Origin of the sequence: uncultured Lentibacter sp. (assembly GCF_937123735.1) — a bacterium.
Lineage (GTDB): Bacteria > Pseudomonadota > Alphaproteobacteria > Rhodobacterales > Rhodobacteraceae > Lentibacter.
The window spans coordinates 61357-79707 of sequence record NZ_CAKZKL010000028.1; the positions used below are offsets into that span (position 1 = coordinate 61357).

The 18351-nt window shown below is 62.6% G+C and carries 18 protein-coding genes; 2 read left to right on the forward strand and 16 right to left on the reverse strand.

Annotation, left to right across the window (positions count from 1 at the left end; all coding sequences use genetic code 11):
- Positions 1-229: 229 nt before the first annotated feature.
- The 12 genes from Q0478_RS07705 to purB form a co-directional block, all read right to left on the reverse strand.
- Complete coding sequence (locus tag Q0478_RS07705; protein WP_298677935.1) at positions 230-1135, reverse strand: lysophospholipid acyltransferase family protein; 906 nt, start codon at positions 1133-1135, stop codon at positions 230-232.
- Entirely contained in the window at positions 1132-1998 is an 867-nt protein-coding gene (locus Q0478_RS07710; RefSeq protein ID WP_298677937.1) for a DMT family transporter, read from the reverse strand. The genes Q0478_RS07705 and Q0478_RS07710 overlap by 4 nt, the downstream gene beginning before the upstream one ends.
- Before the next feature lie 121 nt (positions 1999-2119).
- Complete coding sequence (locus Q0478_RS07715) at positions 2120-3187, reverse strand: FliG C-terminal domain-containing protein (RefSeq protein ID WP_298677939.1); 1068 nt, start codon at positions 3185-3187, stop codon at positions 2120-2122.
- Between the two features lie 155 nt (positions 3188-3342).
- Positions 3343-3732, reverse strand: coding sequence for a monovalent cation/H(+) antiporter subunit G (locus Q0478_RS07720; RefSeq protein ID WP_298677941.1), 390 nt, complete (start codon positions 3730-3732; stop codon positions 3343-3345).
- Positions 3729-4016, reverse strand: coding sequence for a K+/H+ antiporter subunit F (locus Q0478_RS07725; RefSeq protein ID WP_298677944.1), 288 nt, complete (start codon positions 4014-4016; stop codon positions 3729-3731). Before Q0478_RS07725 ends, Q0478_RS07720 begins: the two co-directional genes overlap by 4 nt.
- Positions 4013-4516, reverse strand: coding sequence for a Na+/H+ antiporter subunit E (locus Q0478_RS07730; protein ID WP_298677947.1), 504 nt, complete (start codon positions 4514-4516; stop codon positions 4013-4015). The genes Q0478_RS07725 and Q0478_RS07730 overlap by 4 nt, the downstream gene beginning before the upstream one ends.
- Before the next feature lies 1 nt (position 4517).
- Complete coding sequence (locus Q0478_RS07735; RefSeq protein ID WP_298677950.1) at positions 4518-6071, reverse strand: monovalent cation/H+ antiporter subunit D; 1554 nt, start codon at positions 6069-6071, stop codon at positions 4518-4520.
- Positions 6068-6424 carry a Na+/H+ antiporter subunit C gene (locus tag Q0478_RS07740; RefSeq protein ID WP_298677953.1) on the reverse strand — a complete coding sequence of 119 codons (357 nt, stop codon included), beginning with the start codon at positions 6422-6424 and terminating at the stop codon, positions 6068-6070. Before Q0478_RS07740 ends, Q0478_RS07735 begins: the two co-directional genes overlap by 4 nt.
- 1 nt (position 6425) lies before the next feature.
- The gene (locus Q0478_RS07745) at positions 6426-9296 is read right to left on the reverse strand and encodes a monovalent cation/H+ antiporter subunit A (RefSeq protein WP_298677956.1); all 2871 of its coding nucleotides are present in this window, start codon (positions 9294-9296) and stop codon (positions 6426-6428) included.
- Between the two features lie 625 nt (positions 9297-9921).
- Positions 9922-10074 (reverse strand): carbohydrate-binding module family 14 protein, encoded by a 153-nt coding sequence (locus Q0478_RS07750; protein WP_298677959.1) that lies wholly within the window; start codon positions 10072-10074, stop codon positions 9922-9924.
- A 33-nt stretch (positions 10075-10107) separates the two neighbouring features.
- Positions 10108-11286, reverse strand: a complete 1179-nt coding sequence (locus Q0478_RS07755) for an amidohydrolase (RefSeq protein ID WP_298677962.1) — start codon at positions 11284-11286, stop codon at positions 10108-10110.
- A gap of 14 nt (positions 11287-11300) precedes the next feature.
- Positions 11301-12608, reverse strand: coding sequence for an adenylosuccinate lyase (purB, locus tag Q0478_RS07760; RefSeq protein ID WP_298677965.1), 1308 nt, complete (start codon positions 12606-12608; stop codon positions 11301-11303).
- An 80-nt stretch (positions 12609-12688) separates the two neighbouring features.
- On the opposite strand from purB, the gene Q0478_RS07765 reads away from it, so the two are divergent.
- Positions 12689-13165, forward strand: a complete 477-nt coding sequence (locus Q0478_RS07765) for a DUF6314 family protein (protein ID WP_298677967.1) — start codon at positions 12689-12691, stop codon at positions 13163-13165.
- Entirely contained in the window at positions 13155-13742 is a 588-nt protein-coding gene (locus Q0478_RS07770; protein ID WP_298677970.1) for a biotin transporter BioY, read from the forward strand. Before Q0478_RS07765 ends, Q0478_RS07770 begins: the two co-directional genes overlap by 11 nt.
- A 241-nt stretch (positions 13743-13983) precedes the next feature.
- On the opposite strand, the gene Q0478_RS07775 is transcribed toward Q0478_RS07770, so the two are convergent.
- The 4 genes from Q0478_RS07775 to Q0478_RS07790 all read right to left on the reverse strand — a co-directional run bounded on the left by Q0478_RS07775 (position 13984) and on the right by Q0478_RS07790 (position 18336).
- Positions 13984-14493 (reverse strand): CarD family transcriptional regulator, encoded by a 510-nt coding sequence (locus tag Q0478_RS07775; RefSeq protein WP_298677973.1) that lies wholly within the window; start codon positions 14491-14493, stop codon positions 13984-13986.
- Positions 14494-14738: 245 nt separating this feature from the next.
- Entirely contained in the window at positions 14739-15077 is a 339-nt protein-coding gene (fdxA, locus tag Q0478_RS07780) for a ferredoxin FdxA (protein ID WP_298677976.1), read from the reverse strand.
- 83 nt (positions 15078-15160) lie between these two features.
- Positions 15161-15547 (reverse strand): RNA-binding S4 domain-containing protein, encoded by a 387-nt coding sequence (locus tag Q0478_RS07785; RefSeq protein ID WP_298677978.1) that lies wholly within the window; start codon positions 15545-15547, stop codon positions 15161-15163.
- Positions 15547-18336, reverse strand: coding sequence for a helicase-related protein (locus Q0478_RS07790; RefSeq protein ID WP_298677980.1), 2790 nt, complete (start codon positions 18334-18336; stop codon positions 15547-15549). Before Q0478_RS07790 ends, Q0478_RS07785 begins: the two co-directional genes overlap by 1 nt.
- Positions 18337-18351: the final 15 nt, after the last annotated feature.

Genomic DNA, 18351 nt, shown 5'->3' on the forward strand with positions numbered 1-18351 from the left:
ACAGACACAGCGCCTGCACCAGCTCTCTCTTTTTCATGGTCAGCTTCTGCCTTAACATTTCCGTTGAACAGGCTTTTCGCTGCTCTTCCTGACTTCCTTAAGGACGAATTGGGGCGAAAAAGTGACAATTTAGCTTAACTGCGCCGCATCCGGCGGACCTGATAAAAAGTGATTTAAAGACAATGCTTTAGGTTGATGTGTCTTGGCAACACTTGGGGCAAAAAGACGGCTAGCTGGTTTCATCTTGGGGGCTTGCGCCTTTCCAGCGGCGGTGGATCCAGAACCACTGGCCGGGATTGGCGCGCACCAGGGCTTCAAGTTGGTGGTTGATTTCCTGGGTCATGGTCGTTGCGTCTGAGGGCGCGACAGGGGCCTGGGCTATGATCTCAAAGTCCAGCCCGTTGGCTTGGCGGATGGCATAGACGGGGATCAGGGCGGCATTGTATTTGAGCGCCAGTTCGGCGGTGATCACCGAGGTGAGGGCCGGCTTGCCAAAAAAGTCGAGTGCTGCGCCCGCGCCGTTGTTGAGGTCGGTGAGGATCCCGACCACGCCACCGCTGCGCAGGTGTTTCACCATCTGCATCATACCGCGGTTGCCCTGGGCAAACATCGGCGCGCCGATGGCTGTGATCGCGCGGACATAATGGCGGTTGAAATAGGGGTTGCTCATTGGCCGGTAAAGCGCGCCCATATTGTGGCCACGCGCGATCAGATTGGCGCGCACCGCATCGTAATTGCCAAAATGCCCTGTCACCAGAATGACCGGGCGCCCCTCTTGGCGGGCGGCCTCCAGCGCGGCGAGGCCGGGGCCCGATATGGGGGCTTGCACGGCGCGGGCCTTGAAGGGCGCGCCCGAGTAGATTTCGATCAGGGTGCGCCCGGCATTGTCGGGCACCGCGCGGCAGATCTCTTGAACCTGCGCCTCTGGCAGATCGGGGAGCACATGCGCAAGGTTGGCGCGCACCCGCGCCTGCCAACCGGCCAAAGGGGCCAAAATCCGCGCGGTGATCCAGCCCATCAGCGGCACACGCCAGCGATAGGGCAGCAACAGCGCCAGACGGATCAACCCGGCAAACAGCAGATTGCTGAGAAAATAACCCGCACGCTTGCGCAGGGAGAGGGGCGCGGCTGTCATGGTTTGCTCTTAGGCTTGGCGTAGGTTTCGCGGTGCCAGACATAAATGCCAGAGGCCGCAATCACAAGCGCGCCGATCAGCGTGTAAAGATCCGGCACGGCGGAAAAGACAAAGAACCCATAGACCAGCGCAAAGAGGATACCAGCGTAGGAAAACGGTGCCAGCATGGCGGCCTCGCCCGCCATCAGCGCGCGGATCAGCGCCAGCTGCCCCAAGGTTGCGCAAAGGGTGATTCCCACCATCAGCGGCACATCGCTCAGCCCCAGCTTCTGCCCGTAAAGCGGCAGGCTCAGCGTGAGCACCGCCGCGCCGAACAAGGCGGTGTAAAACAGCGAGGTCCAAGCATCTTCATCGCGCCCCACAAAGCGCGTGACCAAAGCATAGGCCGAATAGCACATCGCCGCCGCCAGCGGCAGCAGCGCATAGGGCGAAAACACCGCCGAGCCGGGCCGGATCACCAGATAAGCCCCGCCAAAGGCTGCCAAGATGGCCGCCGCACGGCGCAGGCCAAAGCGCTCGCCCAGAAAGAAGGCCGCCCCAAGGGTGATAAACACCGGATTGGTGGACATCACGGATGCGGCCTGCGCGAGGCCGATATTGGAGATGCCAAAGAAGAAAAAGCCGGTCGCGCCCAGCAGGCACACCGAGCGCGCCAGTTGCAGCTTGGGATAGCTTGTGCGCATGATCCGGCGAAAATCCGGCAAAATCAGCGCGGTGACAAGCAACGCCTGCCCGGTGTAGCGCACCCAGAGGGTGGTGAGCGTGCCAACCCGCTCGGCCAGAAGTTTGGCCATCATATCCATGCTGGAAAAGCAGAAAATGGCGGCAATCATCAGCAAGATCGCTTTGGTAGGGGAGGACATGGGGCCACAGCTTTGTGAGAAAAATCCTGCCAAGCCTATCGGGCTTTGCGCGCAAGGGAAAGCAGAAGCCGTCTGCGCGGGCACGCGCTTTTAGGGGCACGGGCCTTTTGGGCGCGCGGGTCTAGCCTTCAGAGTCGTCCTCTTCGGCGATAACCAGTGTCAGCTCGCCGGCGCTTTGCAGCGCGCCAATGGCGGCAACCACGGCATTCATGGCAGCCTCGCCCTCTTTGGGTTTGACGCGGCCGGACTCGGCGATTTCCTCGCGCATACCTTCGGCCATGCGCTTGGAGATATTGCCCAGGATATATTCGGCGCTGGCGCGCAGGCCCTCATCTTCGGTGGCCAGCGCAAAGGCGAGTGCGGTGCGCAGCTGTTCAGGGTCGACCTCGCGGGTGATCTTGGGCACATCCACAGCCCCGACGCGGGCGGGGATATGCACGAAGGTGAAGATTGCCTTTTGCAGGCGTTGGCCAAAATCGGCGTCCTCCTCGGTGAGCCCGCTGAGCAGCGCATCGCGGGTTTCCGAATTGGCAATGTTGAGAATCGCCCCGAGCCGCTCGACGGGGTCGTCCTCAAAGGCGCGCGGGCTTTCATGCTCAAATTGCGCGGCGAGCGAGAGGCCGATCCTGTCAACGGCGCCGGGGGTGACCTGCCCGGTGAGCGAGACGGCATAGCTGATGCGGCGCGCCTCCGGCCCCGGGATCTGGCCGAGCAGCTCGGCGGCCAAGGGCACCGGCAGCTTGGAGAGCAGAACCGCGGCCACCTCGGTGCTTTCCTGGCTGAGCAGGGGCAGCAGCTTTTCGGCGGGCAAGGCGCGAATTCTGTCCCAGGGATCACCGACCTGGCGCACCCCAGCCTCTTTGCGCAGCCGCGCGGCTGTGACAGGGGAAATGCGCCCTTCAAGGCTTTGCAGCGCTTCGGCCAGTCCGGCGGGGAAGACAAGGCCCATGGCCTCGATTTCGCGGGCAAATTCGGCCAGCACATTGGCCAGGGTTTCCCGGTCGATATACCCCATGTCGCCGATGGCAGCGGTGAGGGTGCTCTGGCTCTCTTCGGAGAGGCGCTCCAGCGGCACATCGGCCCCCTCCTTGAGCAAGAAGCGCACAATGATGGCGGCTTTCTGCGCAGAGGTGAGCGCGGGAGACATGCGGCTGGGCGCTAGGCTGGCGAGGGGCTGCATCGCGGACATTTGGCTTCCTATCTGACTGGGTCAGACCCTAGGACGAACCCCCTAAGAAAGCCTTTCGCCCCCCGCAGCCACCAGCGTTTTCTGGCGCCGTTTTGAGCCAAGTTTGCCTAAAATTGTCAGCGCCTCGGCTGACGAGCCGGGGCGCTGGTCTGGTGTCATTGGGAGCTGTGTGGTGGGGACTGGCCGGGCTCTTTTGGGGTGTTGAGCGTTGACCAGGTTTCGTCCTGCGGCGGCGCGGGCGGGGTATCACAGCTGCGCTGGTGGATGTTCACCTTGGCAATGAAGTTGGCCGAAATCGGCGCGGTGACAAACAGAAAACCCATGATCAGCAGCTCGTGATAGGAGGGGGCCCCGCTGAGAAAGCCGTGCAGCATGGAGGCCAGCAGCAATGCGCCGATCCCCACGGTGCCGATTTTGGTGGGCGCGTGCAGCCGGGTCATCGGGTCGTTGAACTTGAGCAGGCCGATGGCGGCGACGCTGGCAAAGCCCGCCCCGATCAGCAAGAGGGCGGCGGTGAGATAGGTTCCGAGGATGGCGGCTGTCATTCGATGATGTCCCCCCGCAGGATAAAGCGCGCAAGCGCGACGGTTGACACAAAGCCCAGCATGGCAATCAGCAGGGTGACTTCAAAATAGATCCGCACCCCCTGGTGCAACCCCAGCAGGATGACCAGGCCCAGCGCGTTGATGACCATGGTGTCCAGCGCCAGGATCCTGTCGCCCGTGCTGGGGCCGATGACCAGGCGGATCAGGCACATGAGTTGCGCAAAGGCGAGGGCGGCAAAGGCCAGCACAAGCGCCAGCGCAAACAGCTCGGGAGCGGTGATCATGCGAAAATCTCCTTCAGGCGGGCTTCGTAGCGGGTTTTGATCTCGTCGCGCACGGCGTCGGGGGTGGTGGTGTGCAGCACATGCACCAGCAGGCTGTGGCCTTCATCGGAAAGGTCAGCAGAGACCGTGCCCGGGGTGAGGGTGATGGTGCCGGCGAGCATGGTGATGGCCTCTGGCGCGCGCAGCTCCAGTGGCACGACAATCCAGGCGGGCCGGAGCTTTGTGTTGGGCACGGTGAGCACGATCCAGGCAACCTGAAGGTTGGCGACCATGATGTCCCAGATCACCAGCAGCGCATAGCGGGCCATTTTGCCGCTGCGAAAGCTTTGCGGGCGGTCGGGCCACCACGGGGCGGTGATCAGCGGTATCACGATGCCCAGGATCAGTCCGAAGACAGCCATGCCGGCGCTGAACTGGTTTTGCAGCAGGATCCAGACCACCGCCAGCAGCAGGGTGAGCACGGGGTGGGGCATGAGCCAGTGAAGCAGGCGGCGTGCCATGTCAGTGATCCTTCTTCTGCGGGTCGGGGGTGCTGAGTTTGCCCGGCGTCTCCAGCACGGTGCTGATATAGGGCTGCGGCGCAAAGAGCTGTGCGGCGATCTTGCTGGTGTAGCCGTGCGCGGCCCCGGCAAAAACCGTGTGCAGAGCCAGCAGGGCGAGCAGCCCGCCAACCGCCAGATAGGCCAGCGGGGCTGGCACGCTGGCGGGGGCCATATCTTCGGGGGCGGTGATGCTCTTGGCTTTCCAGAAGAGCTGGCTGCCCGCGCGGGCAAACCCCAGAATGCTCACAAGGCTAGAGAGCAGCACCACGGCCCAGATCAGCGCGGCCTGCGGTGTTGCCAGCGCGGCCTGAAGCAGCAGGAGCTTGCCCAGAAAGCCCGAGAGCGGCGGCAGACCGGCCATCGCGATGGCACCGGCAAAGAAGAGCGCAGCAGTGAGCGCGGCCCCGGCCATTGGCGGCTGCGCTGTGAGCGCGAGGCTGCCGCCGCGGCCTGTGCGCACCAGATCGCTGATCAGAAACAGTGCCGCCCCTGCGAGGGTGGAGTGCACAATGTAATAGAGCGCAGCGGCGATGGCCTCGGGCGTGAAGAGCGAGATCATCACCATGACCATGCCCATGGAGCCGATGACGGCAAAGGCGACGAGCCGCTCCAGGCGTTTTGCCGCAAGCACACCGATCATCCCCAGAGCCACCGACACAAGCGCCGCCGGCAGCAGCCAGAGGTCATGCAAGCCCTGTGTCACCGAAAGCTCGGGCGGGAAGATCAGAGTATAGACGCGGATGATGGCGTAGGCGCCCACCTTTGTCATGATCGCAAAGAGCGCGGCCACGGGCGCGGGGGCTTCGGCATAGCTGGAGGGCAGCCAGAAGTGCAAAGGCACAAGCGCGGCCTTGATGGCGAAGACCAGAAGCAGCAACACCGCAGCGACCCGGATGCCGACCGTCTCCTCGGCGCTCACAAGCGTGACGCGCTGGGCCAGATCGGCCATGTTGAGCGTGCCCGTCTCGGCATAGATTGCGCCGAGCGCAAAGAGAAACAGCGTTGAGCCGATGAGGTTGAAGAGCACATATTGCACGCCTGCGCGCAGGCGGGCTGTGCCGCCCGCGTGGATCATCAACCCGTAAGAGGCGATGAGCAGCACCTCGAAGAACACGAAGAGATTGAACAAATCGCCCGTCAGGAAGGCCCCCAGAATGCCCATGAGCTGGAACTGAAAGAGCGCATGAAAGTGCCGCCCGCGCGCATCCCAGCCCGAGCCGATGGCATAGAGCAGCACAAAGAGCGCCAGAACCGTGGTGAGCAGCACCATGAGGGTGGACAGCCTGTCACCCACAAGCACGATGCCGAAGGGGGCGGCCCAATCGCCGAGCTGGTAGAGGGTGATTGTGCCATCCGCAGCCTGCCAGGCCAGCGCGGCGGCAATGCCGATAAGGGCGAGCACGCCCGCCAGCGACAGCACCCGCTGGATCCCAATATGATAGCGCGCCGCCAGAACGATAAACGGCGCAAGCAGCGCAGGCAGAACAACCGGTGCAATGAGCCAATGGGTCATGGGCGGGCCTCCGGGCTGTCTTGTGCAGAGGCGGGCGCATCATCCACACGGTCGTCATCGGAGCCAAGAAAGGCCCCAAGCCCGATCATCACCACAACGGCTGTCATGCCAAAGGAAATGACGATGGCTGTGAGCACAAGCGCTTGTGGCAGCGGATCGGCGTAGCCGATGGCGCCTTCGCGCAGAATGGGCGCGCCGCCGATGGTGAGGCGGCCTGAGGTGAACAAAAAGACATTGACCGCATAGGTGAGCAGCGAGATGCCCAGTATAACCGGGAAGCTGCGCAGGCGCAGCACGAGGTAGATCCCCCCTGCGGTGAGAGCGCCGATGGCGGAGGCCACGAGAAATTCCATTCTACACGCCCTCCTTGGCGGTGTTGGTTTGCGGATCATCCCGCGAGGGGTCTATGTCCATCGGGTGTTCTGTTTCCGGGGTATGGGCGCGGCGGGCAAGGCGCGAGAAGCTCTCCAGCGAGAGCATCACCGCACCGACCACCGCGAGGAACACCCCGAGATCAAACAGGGCGGCGGTGGCCAGTTCGAACTTTTCGAACGGCGGGATGCGCACATAGGTGAAATCCGATGTCAGGAAGGGTTTGCCAAAGAACCAGGCTCCGAGCCCTGTCAGCCCGGCAATCAGCACCCCGGTGCCGATGATGCCGTGATAGGGGTAGCGCAGCCGCGCCGTGGCCCAGGAAAACCCGCTGGCCATATATTGCATGACCACCGCAATGGCCACGATCAGCCCGGCAATGAAGCCGCCACCCGGCTCGTTATGGCCGCGCAGGAAGATGTAAAAGCCCACCAGAAGCACCAGCGGCATAATCCCGCGGGTGAGCACCACCATCATCATGGGGTGCATATCGCCCGCGAGGGGCTGGTCGGGGGTGCGGTTGAGCAGGCGCGCCCGCACGGGGCCGCCCAGCAGCGTTTCGGTGAGCGCGTAGATCAGCAGTGCCGCGATTCCAAGCACGATGATCTCGCCGTAGGTGTCAAAGCCACGGAAATCCACGAGGATCACGTTCACCACATTGGTGCCGCCGCCGCCCTTGTAGGAATTGGCAAGGTGAAAGCCGCTGATCGGATCGCTGACAGCGTTGCGCAGCAGGTAGTGGTAAGCGAGCCCGAAGGCGGCCAGTCCACCGGCGATGGCCAATCCGGCGTCACGCAAGCGGCGCAGCACCGAGCTTTCTACCGGCGTGCGGTTGGGCAGGAAGTTGAGCGCCAGCAGCAGCAAGATGATGGTCACGACCTCAACGGTAAATTGGGTCATTGCAAGGTCTGGCGCGCTGAAAAAGACAAAGCCAATAGAGACCATGAGGCCGATGATGCCCATCAAGATGAGCGACAACAGACGGTTGCGGTGCAAAAGCACAAGCCCCGCCGTGGCGGCGAGCACCATGAGCCAAGCGGCCACAGGCACGGCGCCAACCGGCTGCAAGGCGCGGGTGGCGGGCGCCAGCGTGCCGCTGTCATAGGCGTGATAGCCCGCCGCGAGGATGGTGGCTGTGGCGATGGCGGCGTAGCGGCTGAAGGCCCCGTTGTGCAGGGGCAGGACAAGCTTTTCTGCCAGCGTGGCCACGGCCTGAACGAGCGCTTCAAAGATTTGTTTGGCTTCGGGGCGCGGGGCCGCCTCCCAAAGGCGCAGGGCAGGGTTGAACACCGCCAGCAAGAGGAGGCCGCCGATTACTGCCGCGATGGACATGAAGAGCGCGGGCACAAGGCCGTGCCAGATTTTGAAATAGGCTTTGGGAACCTCGCCCGCTTCGCCCAGCACTGCGGCTGTGACGAGCTTCACAAACGGCTCCGCCAGGAAGGGTGCCACGCCGATCGCCACCACCGGCAGCATCAGCAGCGCGGGCGGCAGCCAGAGGCCGGCGGGCGGATCATGCGGCTTGGCAGGGTAATCTGCGCGCACGGGGCCAAAGAAAACATGGCCAATGAGGCGGAAGCAATAGGCCGCCGAGAAGAGCGAGCCGAAGGTGGCCAGCGCGGGCACGAGCCAGGGTGCGCCGAAGAGCGCGGTTTTCGTGGCTTCTTCGAGCATCATCTCTTTGGAGAGGAAGCCGTTGAGCAAGGGAATTCCCGCCATCGACAGCGCAGCCAGCGTGGCGATCACGAAGGTGACGGGCATGAGCTTGCGCAAGCCGCCGAGGCGGCGGATGTCGCGGGTGTGGGCCTCGTGATCTATGATGCCTGCGGACATGAAGAGCGCGGCCTTGAAGGTGGCGTGGTTGAGGATGTGAAACATCGCCGCCATGGCGCCAAAGGCCGTGCCTGTGCCCAAAAGCATGGTGATGAGGCCGAGGTGGCTCACTGTGGAGAAGGCCAGAAGCGCTTTCAGGTCATGCTTGAAAAGCGCGATGACCGCGCCGAGCACCATGGTGATGAGCCCCGCTGTGGTGACAATGACGAACCATTCAGGCGTGCCCGAAAGCACCGGCCACATGCGCGCCATGAGGAAGATACCCGCCTTCACCATGGTGGCGGAATGCAGATAGGCCGAAACCGGCGTGGGCGCGGCCATGGCGTGTGGCAGCCAGAAGTGGAAGGGGAACTGCGCCGACTTTGTGAAACAGCCCAAGAGGATGAGCAGGAGCGCGGGGAGATAGAGCGGATCGGCCTGAATAAGCGCACGGTTTTGCAGAATGACGCTGAGATCAAAGCTGCCGACGATATTGCCCAGCAGCAGCATCCCACCGACCATGGCAAGCCCGCCCATGCCTGTGACGGTAAGGGCCATGCGCGCGCCTTGGCGGCCTTCGGGTAGGTGCTTCCAATAGCCGATGAGCAGGAAGGAGGAGAGCGATGTCAGCTCCCAGAAAATGAGCAAAAGCAGGATGTTATCAGACAGCACGATGCCCACCATCGCGCCCTGGAACATGAGCAGATAGGTGAAAAACTCGCCCATGTTGTCGTCGCGGCTGAGGTAGTTGCGCGCATAGGCGATGATGAGCAGGCCGATGCCGAGGATGAGCAGGGCAAAGAAAAAGCCGAGGCTATCAAGCATGAGCGTGAAGTTGAGGCCCAAAAGCGGCATCCACTCGATCCGCGCCATGACAACCTCGCCGGCAAGGATGGCCGGCAGGTTGGTGAGCAGGCCGATGAAGGCGGCGAGCGAGACTGTGAAGGTGACGCCGGCTGTGGCGGCGCGGCCCGCAGAATTCATCAGCCCTGGAAGCAGGGCGCCGAGGAACGGCAGAAGGACAATGAAGAATAGGGACACGAGACCTCCTGCTGGCCGTTTTTTAGCTTTGCTTTGCTCAAAAATGCACCTGATTTGCCAAAACGCAAGGTTGTGCGACAAAAATAGTCAATTACTCGCGCCGATTTTTGCGGCGCGTTGGGAATCTTGTAAGGGAGGGGGCAAGAGGCCGCAACGCTGATCGGCGTTTGCAGATGTGAAACGCCCAATGACCTTCACGTTATCGCCCGAGCCTGAAAAATAAGAAAGTCGGCAAAGCGGGGCTTTGTGAAGGGGGTGGTGATGGAAGGCAGGTAGTGGTGGTAGGTCTCGGGCCGGTTAACAGCCGCATAGCGGCCCGGCCATGCTGTGCCTGACAGGCGATTTGACAGTTGAGCGCGCGCGGCGTGTTCTGGGGGTGTGTTTGGCAGGCATAAAACGCCCTGCGAGTCATTCAGGTTGGCCACTCCCGGGGCTGACGTTGGCCTCTTGAAGCAAAGGTAGAAAAGTCCCGCACTGGGGGCCTTGGCTTGGATGGGGCAGAAGCGCTTGAGGATTGGGCCGGTTTTGCGGGATGCAGTGTTATTGCGTGGCGCGGCCCGTTGCACGGCTTTTGGCGCCAGATCCAAAAGGGTCTGGCCCGTGGCATTCCGCGAATGTGCCGTGCTCAGCTGGTGACGCGGGGCACGCAGGTGCCTGTTTCGGCATCATAGCTTTGGCCTTGTGCGCAGCTCATGGCTTGCTCATGGCCACGGGAACACTCGGCGCTGGCCATGCTGGCTGTGAGCACAAATATGGCGGTGAGAATGAAACGGGGCATGAAAACTCCTCTCTGACCTGTGCAAGCAGCCTATCACAGCGCGTGATTCGCCGATAGGCCTGTGCCTTCGCTCAAGAGATCATGGGCAATGCGCGCAAAAAGAGCGCTGCCCAGAGGGATGAGATCATCTGGGAAGTCATAGTCAGGATTGTGCAAGGCGGCGTAGCCCTCCCCCGGGCCGAGGCAGAGCATGGCGGCTTTTGCGCCCCAGCCGAACACGCCGAAATCCTCGGAGGCGCGCATGGGCACGCCTTCGCGGCTGTGCGAAATACCGAGCGTGTCCATGGCTTTGACGGCCACTTCATAGGCTTCTGTATCATTGATCGAGGCGGCGAAATGGTCGTGCACCTCGAAGGCCACTTGGAGGCCGTGGGCCTTTGCGGCCTCGGCCGCGAGCGTGCGGGCGGCCTCTTCCAGCGCCGTGATACCCGCATCATCGGCGGTGCGCAGAGTGGCGTAGATCACCGCATCGGCGGGGGCGATGCCGAAGGTCGGCGCGCCGATGTTCACATGGGTGAGGGTGACGAGCTTGAAATCATCACCAAGCGTGCCGCCGTGGCCGAGATCATCCAGCTGCGGCAGAAGGGCTGCCACGGCAAGGGCGGGCGATGTGCCGTCTTCGGGCGTGGCGGCGTGGGCTGTCTTGCCTGTGAGGGTGATCTTGAGGCCGAGAGATGCGCAGTTGATCAGCCCCGCGCAACTGGCGACATGGCCGAAGGGGCGGCCCGGCTCGACATGAATGGCGAAGGCCCAATCAGGAGCGATCTGCGCAAACGCCGGGTCGGCGACCACGGCGCGCGCGCCGCTGCCATCCTCCTCGGCGGGCTGGAACATGAGCACAACGCGGCCCTTGGCGACAGGCTGGCGCACGAGCAGGCGCCCTAAGGCGAGCAGCATGGTCATATGGCCATCGTGGCCGCAGACGTGGCTTTTGCCCGCGATCTGCGAGGCCCAGGGGATATTGTTGATCTCCTGAATGGGCAGCGCGTCCAGCTCGGCGCGAAAGAGCACGGTGGGGCCGGGCGCGCCGCTGTCAAACACCGCCGCGACGCCATGGCCGCCCAGACCTGTGAGGATCTGGCTCGGCGCGAGCGCTTCAAGCGCCTCGGTGATGCGGCGGGCTGTCTCGGCCTCTTCGCCCGAGACTTCGGGGTGCTGATGCAACGCGCGGCGAAAGGCCGTGAGCTCTTTGATGTCGCGGTTGGTCAGCATTTTGCCCCCTGATATCAGCTTTCGCCGAAGACGCGTGTGAAGATCGTATCGACGTGTTTGGTGTGATAGCCCATGTCGAATTTGGCGCGGATGCCCTCTTCGCCGAGGGCTTTGACGACCTCTTCATCGGCCAGCAGCAGCTCCTGGAAATCACGCCGCTCTTCCCAGACTTTGAGCGCGTTGCGCTGCACCATGGAATAGGCATCTTCGCGGGAGACACCTGCTTGGGTGAGCGCGAGAAGCACGCGCTGGGACATCACAAGGCCGGGGAATTTGTTCATGTTTTCCAGCATGTTGTCGGGGAAGATGAGCATCTTTTCGACAACCCCTGTGAGGCGGGCGAGGGCGAAATCAAGCGTGATGGTCGCATCGGGGCCGATGGCGCGCTCGACCGAGGAGTGAGAAATATCGCGCTCGTGCCAGAGGGCGACATTTTCCATTGCAGGGATCACGGCCATGCGCACGAGACGCGCGAGGCCAGTGAGGTTTTCCGTCAGCACAGGGTTTTTCTTGTGCGGCATGGCAGAAGAGCCTTTCTGGCCCATGGAGAAGAACTCGGCGCCCTCAAGAACCTCGGTGCGCTGCATGTGGCGGATTTCGATGGCGACATTCTCGATGCTTGAGGCGATGACGCCCAGAGTGGCGAAGAACATGGCGTGACGGTCACGCGGGATGACCTGTGTGCTGATCGGCTCGGGGGAGAGGCCGAGCTTCGCGCAGACGTGCTCCTCGACGCGCGGGTCGATGTTGGCGAAGGTTCCGACCGCGCCGGAGATCGCGCCTGTGGCGATCTCTTCGCGGGCCATTTTGAGGCGGGCCAGGTTGCGGTCCATCTCGGCGTAAAAGCGCGCGAAGGTGAGGCCCATTGTGGTGGGTTCGGCGTGGATGCCGTGGCTGCGGCCGACGCGGACCGTCATTTTATGCTCGATCGCGCGGGTTTTGAGCGCGGCGAGGAGCTTCTCCATATCGGCCACGAGGATATCGGCGGCGCGCACGAGCTGCACGTTGAGGCAGGTGTCGAGCACATCGGAGCTTGTCATGCCTTGGTGCACGAAGCGGGCCTCATCAGAGCCCACATGCTCGGCGAGATGGGTGAGAAAGGCGATGACATCGTGCTTTGTCACGGCTTCGATCTCGTCGATGCGGGCGACATCGAACTCCACGTCCTTGGCTTTCCAGACCGCTTCGGCATTCTCGCGCGGGATCACCCCCAGATCGGCCATGGCGTCGCAGGCGTGGGCCTCGATCTCGTACCAGATTTTGAACTTGGTGGCCGCAGACCAGATAGAAACCATTTCGGGGCGGGAGTAACGCTCGATCATAAGGAAGCCTTCGCTGTTGCAGGTTGGGTTGGCGCGGTCATAGACTGGGGTTTGCTTAACCTCAAGTCAGGAGCGCGGATATGAGACAGTTTGCCGACTTTCTGGGCCAGTGGCGGCTGGCGCGCACGATTTTGCCAGCGGCAGGGCCTGAGGCGCGCTTTGAGGGCGCGGCTGTCTGGAGCGAGGATGGCGCTTATGCGGAACGCGGGCTTTTGCAGGTTGAAGGGCAGGTGCCGATGACCGCAGAGCGGCGTTACCACTGGGACGCGGATCTGAACGTCTATTTTGACGATGGGCGGTTCTTTCATCGGGTTCCGCCCACGGGCGGGGAAACGGCGCATTGGTGTGACCCCGACCAATATGACGGGGCCTATGATTTTGCCCAGTGGCCGCGCTTTGAGGTGCGCTGGCGGGTGCTTGGCCCGCGCAAAAATTATGAAATGATTTCGCAATATTGTCGCGAGGGAGCGGTTCTGGCTTGCGAAAATGCCTTCGCTGGTGCAGAAATTGCGCAAACAAATGGAGGGACGTGGGATGGCCACAGCCATGACAAATAGAGTTTTGATTGAAACATTCGGCGCAGAGGCCGGAGCGGGCCTTTGGGCCAAGCGGGTTGCTCTGGTGATTGCCGGTGTGATGGCGCTGGCGATTTCGGCCAAGATTGCCGTGCCGATGTGGCCCGTGCCGATCACCATGGGCACCTTTGCGGTGCTGGCGATGGGCGCGGCCTATGGGCCCCGGCTCGGGCTGGCGACGATTGCGGCCTATATGCTGGTTGGCGTGATGGGTTTTGATGTCTTCGCCGGTTCATCGGCGGAAGCTTATGGCATCACCTATATGATGGGCGGCACGGGCGGCTATCTTGTGGGCTATGTGCTGGCTGTTTTGGCGCTGGGCACGCTGGCGCGCAAGGGCTGGGACCGCTCGGCGGGCAAGATGGCCGGGGCGATGTTGATCGGCAATGCGTTGATCTATGTGCCCGGTGTGCTCTGGCTTGGTGTGCTTTACGGCTTTGACAAGCCGCTGCTGGCCTGGGGCTTGACGCCGTTTCTTGTGGGCGATGCGGTGAAACTTGTGCTGGCGGCGCTGCTGTTGCCGGCGGCTTGGAAGCTTGTGGGCCGCGCGCGCGGCTGACGCTTTGGGCACCAAGAGATGTGAAGGGGGCGTAAGCGTGGGAGCTTGCGCCCTTTTTTTGGTTTCGAATTGTGCTGCGCACAATCCGACCAGCTGGGGGCTTTGCCCCCAGACCCCCAGGATATTTGAGGCAAGAAAAAGGGGCATTGGAGGTTTGTGCGTGTGAGGAGGGTGTGCCTCACAAGAAAAAGCCCGCGCTCTTTGGGGAGGCGGGCTTTTGATTTGAGTGCGGTGAGGAGGGTCAGGCGGCGCGGCTGACCAGAACCTCGTCAATTTGCTTGGCGGCGGCGCGCTCGTCTCCGCCTTCGACAGCGCCGACTTCCCGGGTCAGCCGTTCCAGGGCCGCTTCATAGAGCTGGCGCTCGGAATAGCTTTGCTCGCGCTGATCATCGGAGCGGTGCAGATCGCGCACCACTTCGGCGATGGCGATGAGATCGCCTGAATTGATCTTTTGTTCATACTCCTGCGCGCGGCGCGACCACATGGCGCGTTTGACCTTGGCCTTGCCGCGCAGGGTTTTCATGGCCTGGCTGACCACATCGGGGCTGGAGAGCCCGCGCATTCCGATTTCGGTGGCCTTGTTGGTGGGCACGCGCAGGGTCATCTTGTCTTTCTCAAAGGAGATGACAAAAAGCTCGAGTTCAAAGCCGGCGACCTCTTGTTTCTCGATCGAGATGATCTGGCCCACGCCATGGGCCGGGTAGACGACGAATTCATTGGCGCGGAACTCCGCTTTTTTTGATTTGCTCATGCAATCTTTCCTCGCATTGCCGAGAAACCCTGTGAAGCTGTCAACAGAGCCGGAGGGCTGCCGGGGCTGCCCTGTTGGCCGGATTTATGACAGGCAAAACCATCCAGCAAGCGAGGCGCTCGGGGGATGGGTCAGGCAGGTTTCATAATTTACATAAGTGATACATATCACGAATCAGCCCCCAAAGAAAGGGCGCTGATCAGGGTTGCGCACGCGGGGCGGGGCCGGCGGGCGCGCCGGGCGGATCAGCCGCCCTCGCCGGGGGCTTCGGAGAAGTATTTCTCCAGTTTGCCTTCTTCGCCGTCACGGTCCTCGGCTTCGGGGAGCGGGTCTTTTTTGGACACGATGACCGGCCAGAGCTCGGCGTATTTGCGGTTGAATTCGACCCATGTTTCGGTGCCCGGGTCTGTGTCGGGGCGGATGGCATCGGCGGGGCATTCCGGCTCACAGACGCCACAATCAATGCATTCATCCGGATGGATGACGAGCATATTTTCGCCCTCATAGAAGCAATCTACTGGGCAGACTTCGACGCAATCTGTGTATTTGCACGCGATGCAGGCGTCGTTGACGATATAGGTCATATTCAAAAACCCCGATTTTACCTTTGCAAGGTTGGCTAATCGGTTTTGGCAGATCATTCAAGCGCCCACTGTGCCGCAGCGGGCTAGTGTTCGGTGTCGAGGCTGTCTTTGAACGCGGCGATGTGGCGGCGGTCTTTCTTGGTGGGGCGGGGGCCTGTGCGGGCCGGCTCGGGCGCGCGCGGCGCGCGGGGGGGTGTGAGGTCCTCATAGAGGGCCTGTGCCTCGGGGGCGGGGCCCCGGCGTGTGCCCAGAGCAACGATCCTGACCACGCGAATCTGCGCGCCTTGTGAGAAGGTGAGCACATCGCCCGCCGTCACCGCATGGGCGGGCTTGAGCACCTTTTGGCTGTTCACCCGACAATGGCCCCCTGAGACCTGCTTGGCAGAGAGGCCACGGGTTTTGAAAAACCGCGCATGCCAGAGCCATTTGTCCAGCCGCAGCTTTTCGGGGCTTTGGAGCGCCTCGGCCATCAGTCTTTCTTGGTGAGGCCCATGAGTGCGGCGGCGAAGGGGTTGTCAGGGTCGATCGCTTTTTCCTTGGGCGGGCGGGCCTGATAGCTCTGAGCGCCCTGGGGCTTGCCGCGGTCTTTGCCTTGCGGTTTGCCCTTGCGCTGGGGCTTGCCTTTGCCGCGCGGGGCGTCGCCTTGGCCTGCGGGCTTGCCGCGTGGGCGGGCGTTGCCACGGTTGCCACCCCAGGTGAAGGTATAAAAGACCTCCATCTCGGGGGCGTCTTCGGCTTTTGCTTCGGGTTCGGCTGGCGTGGGCGTTTCGGCCTCTACAGGCGCTTCTACAGCGGCTTCGAGGGGAGCTGTTTCCTCGGTGGCGGCCTCTGTAGCAGCCTCTGTGGCTTGCGGAGCGGCTTGCGCCTCGGCGGGGGCCGCCTTGACTTTCACGCGCTCGCCCTTGTCGGCTTTGTAGCCGAGGCCTGCCATAAGGTCGGCGAATTGCTCCAGCGTCATGCCGGTGATGGAGAGCATATCGGCTTTGGCTTCAAAACCGCCACGGCTGTCTTCGGAGCGGAGCATATCGGCGAGGCGCTCAAGCATGTCGATGCGGATCGCGCGGGTTCCGGCGTTGCGGTAGCCGGCCATTGTGTCTGTGCCGGCGGGCTGCGCCGACATATTGGGCACGGTCACGAGGCCGGCGGGCGGGCTTTCGGGGAACTCGGCAAGATCTTGCGCAAGCGACCAGAGCACAAGGCGCAGGCGCGTGGGCGCGGGCTTGAGCAGAAGGGGCTGGAAGATGGTGAACTGGCCAAAGCGGATGCCGTGTTTGCGCAGGGCAGAGCGGGCGTCCTGATCGAGCGCTTTCACTTCGTTGGCCACGGAGGCGCGGGGCAGGATGCCCAAGCCTTCAACCATCTGGAAGGCAAAGCCGCGCGCGAGGCCGGTGAGGGCTTCGTCGCGGCTGAGGTTGAGCAGCGGCTCAAAACCGGCGGCGATTTTGCGGTCAATGAAATGTTGGAGACGGCGGGTGACTTTTTCGGCCACGTCTGCGCCGGCCTCGTCGTCGACAAAGGCCTTTACGGTGGGTTTGAGCGCCTCGGAGCCTTTGAGCAGCTTGCCAACGGCCTGGTTTCCCCACATGAGGCCGCCTTGCTCGGTAAAGTCGATCTCGGTGTCAGGGGCGTTGTAGAACCGGTCTGCGAGCAGATGGAAATGGGGCGCGAGCGCCGCGAGGCTGGCTGCCTTGAGGGTCTTGGCCTCCTGGCCTGCTGCGGATTTGTCCTGCGAGAAGCGGAACCCTTCAAGACGGCCGACGAATTCGCCTTCGACCGTCACTTCACCGTTTTCATTTACCTCGGCCAACATGGCCTCCTTTTGTTTTAGGCGCCGCAGGAGCACAGATGTGCGCCTGTCGACAAATCTCTGGGTCAGCGCCTCGTGAAGCGCATCTGACAGGCGGTCTTCTACAGCGCGAGTCGTCTCGCGCCAATGAGAATCGTCGCGTGTCCAGCCTTTTCGCTGTGCCACATAGGTCCAAGTGCGAATAAAAGCCAGCCGTTTGGACAATGTGTCGATGTCGCCGGCGGGGCGGTCGATCTGTTTGATGTGCCGTGCGATCCAGTCTTCGGGCAGCTCGCCGCGCTCGTGCAGATGGGCAAAGATCTGCCCCAGGAGGGCCGCATGTTCGGACGAGGAGATGGAGCGGAAATCCGGCACGCAGCAGACATCCCAGAGCAGGCGCACGGAGGCGGCATCGGAGGCGCGCGCACGCGGTTCGGCCTCGGCGGCGAGGGTTTTGAGCGCGGCGAGGTCATCGGCCTCGCGGGCCTTGACGAGCAGCTCGTCTTGCGGGCTTTCCTCCAGCGAGTGGATCAGCGCGTCAATTTGGCCGAATTGCAGCCGAGGGTTGCGCCAGATGATCTTTTTGACCGGCGCAAAGCGGTGCTCCATGATCGCCTGGGCGACGCCATCCTCCAGCGGCGCGGCTTCGCCGGTGACCCCAAAGGAGCCGTGCGACATGCCACGCCCCGCGCGCCCGGCGATCTGGCCCAGCTCGTGGGGCATGAGCTGGCGCATGCGGCGGCCGTCAAACTTAGCGGTGGCGGAGAAGGCGACATGGTTGATGTCGAGGTTGAGGCCCATGCCGATGGCATCGGTGGCGACGAGGAAATCCACATCGCCGTTCTGGTAAAGCTCAACCTGTGCGTTGCGGGTGCGTGGGGAGAGCGCGCCCATGACCACGGCTGCGCCGCCTTTCTGGCGCTTGAGCAGCTCGGCGATGGCGTAGACATTTTCCACCGAGAAGCTGACAATGGCCGAGCGCGCCTGCATCCGGCTGATCTTTTTGGAGCCGCCATAGACGAGCTGGGACAGGCGCGCGCGGCCCAGAAAATCGGCCTCCGGCACCAGCGCGCGGATGATGCCGCGCATGGAATCAGAGCCGAGAAACAGCGTTTCATTGATCCCCCGGCTGCGCAGCAGCCTGTCGGTGAAGATATGGCCGCGCTCCGGATCGGCGCAGAGCTGGATTTCATCTATGGCGACAAAATCGGCGGCCATACCCTCGGGCATGGCCTCTACTGTGCAGACGTAATATTGCGCCCGGGTGGGCAAGATCCGCTCTTCTCCGGTGATCAGCGCCACCACCGAGGGGCCGCGCACTGCGACGATCTTGTCATAGACCTCGCGTGCCAGAAGGCGCAGGGGCAGGCCGATCACACCGGTACGATAGCCGAGCATCCGCTCGATGGCGTAGTGGGTTTTGCCCGTATTGGTCGGCCCGAGCACCGCTGTGATGCGCTTTTGCTGGGTCATGTCGGGACACTCTTT